Genomic DNA, 2,325 nt, shown 5'->3' with positions numbered 1-2,325 from the left:
AGTCGCCATCATTTCTATAGGATGGAAGAAGTCTCCCGAGAGGAATAACGTTGAAGTTCGAATCTCTAATATCGGATATGAGGTGAATGATGACCGATACAGCCGTCGTTCTGACTCTTGAGAAAAACAATGCGACTGCCAAGGTTGAGGGGACACGAGTCACATTCAGTCCTCATCGATGCTTCGCCTTCGACAGTGGGCCGGATGATGTGAGATGTCTAGAGGCGCTCGGTGCGCATCTCATGACATTACCTGGTCTTACTCTGGTTGGTTCGAAGAGGTTTGTAGATTATCTATCGCAACATGCTCCTGGCCTCAATGCCCGGATTGTCGGCGCTGTGTTGTACGAGAATCTTCCGGATATGCACCAGCCGCATGGTCTAGCCAGCATCAAGCTTAGTGCGTTACCAGAAGACACGCAAACCGCCTTCCTCTGCGAAACTTTGGCATTGCCGCGCATGCAGATGATGCAGCAGTTGCCTTCGTCAGTCACTGTTGTCGATCTCATGGTTTTGGCGGACATTGCACCCGACGTCATTCCGGCCCGGGGGTGGACGCCGTTGCCGCGAAATATTTATCCGATCGAAATCCCTGAGATCCAGGTCAAGAAGGATCTGGACGTGGCCATTGTGGACTGCCCCTCGCGTAACTTGTCCTTGATGCCCAATGGATTGGGATATTTGAACAATGCCCTGAAGAAAACTGCGGTGTCCTTTCAGATCGTTGACCTCGATATCATTTCCTACCACCGATTCCATGTTCATCGGCTCTTCGACATGGGCGGCAGTATCACGCTTCCTGGCGATTTGGTTTTGCCGGAGGATCCTTGGCAAGCGGAGCACTATGACCTCTGGACAGCAACGGGTGGGGGCGCTTCAGGTCCGACCGGGCGCAACGAGGTATTGGAGTTCTTCAGGCCGGTCATCGACGAGACGATCGCGGCTTTGGTCGCAGCGCGTCCAAAAGTGCTCGGGCTTTCGATCCAAGGATGCAATGAAGCGGCGGCGAGGGAGGTTGCGCTCGGCGTCAAGGCTCAGTTGCCCGATATCACGATCGTGGTGGGCGGGTTCAGTTGCTACAACGCGGATGTCGGTCGCCGCGCATTTCCGGAATGCGACTACATGTGCATCGGTGAATCGGACCTGACGGCGGGTCCGCTGTTAGAAGCATTGGCCAGGGGCGAGCGGCCGTTCAACCAGCCGGGTGTGCTGTCCCGTTTCGATACGCCTGATTATTCCTATATTCCGGCGCCGATGATTCATAATCTCGATCAGATTGAATTTCCCAAGTACGAGTGGTGTGATCTGAGCGTGTACAGAAACTTCAATGACTACCAACTGACGCCTATTATCGCAAGCCGGGGTTGTCGCTGGTCCCGCTGCACCTTCTGCGCGGAACGGTTCTACTGGCGCATCCGCACCAAGGAAAATTTTGTGGATGAACTGGAGTGGTTGGTTGGGCGTGGTTGCCATTTGTTCATGTTCAACGAGAGCGATCTTGGCGGCATGCCCGAGCGAGTCATGGAGATTTGTGATGAGATCATCCGCCGTGGGCTTCATCGCAAGGTAAAGCTCACCGGCCAACTGCGAGTCAACAGGAAACAAAACCGAGCCTTCTTCGAAAAGTTGCGCGAGGCCAATTTCGTTGCGCTCCGTTTCGGGATCGACGCTTTTTCGGAACGCACGTTGCGTCTGCAGATGAAGGGGTACACGGTCGACATGATTACACAAAACTTGAAGGACTGCTGGGAGGTTGGGATCTTTACCGAGGTCAACTGGGTCATCGGCGTTCCAGGAGAAACCGACCAAGACGTTGAGGAGGGGATCGAGCTCATCCTCAAGAATCGCAAGTATATCGGCCGGTTGGCAAATATCAATCCGCTGATACTAGTGAACGGCAGCGTCTACTGGATTGATCCGGCTTCCCACAACATTGTTTTGAAGGAACCTCAGGAAACAATGTACGAGAAGTATCCGAGAGCCCTTCCGGCGGACCAGTGGCACAGCACCGATCCGTACATCGACGCGCAGGTGCGAAAGGAACGGTTCGAGCGCATCGTCCTTGCCCTGCATGATGCGGGTTTTAACGTAGGTGCTTGGGCTAACCGTGTGATTGAGGACGTCAAATTAAATCGCGACACGGCCAGGACCGGAACGTCAGGCACGTCGATCAGTGCCGGGGAAGTTGAAATTGCCAGTGGAACGGACGATGGTGCTGCTTCCAAGGACTCCGAAGAACAAGTGGCACTCGATGCTTCAAGCCGGCGTGCGCCCCTCACCGACCTTAAACCGTCACGCACGGCCAAGTCGCTGCCGATGCTCGCTG

At 54.5% G+C, this 2,325-nt stretch carries 1 protein-coding gene; it reads left to right on the top strand.

The window, feature by feature from the left end:
• Nucleotides 1-86 precede the first annotated feature (86 nt).
• Nucleotides 87-2,325, top strand: a 2,239-nt coding sequence (locus tag ACOSYY_RS02030; protein WP_421660601.1) for a B12-binding domain-containing radical SAM protein, incomplete at its 3' end; no start/stop codon positions are given.

This window comes from Nitrospira sp. BLG_2 (assembly GCF_049222245.1).
This window is presented reverse-complemented; position numbering and strand designations above follow the sequence as displayed.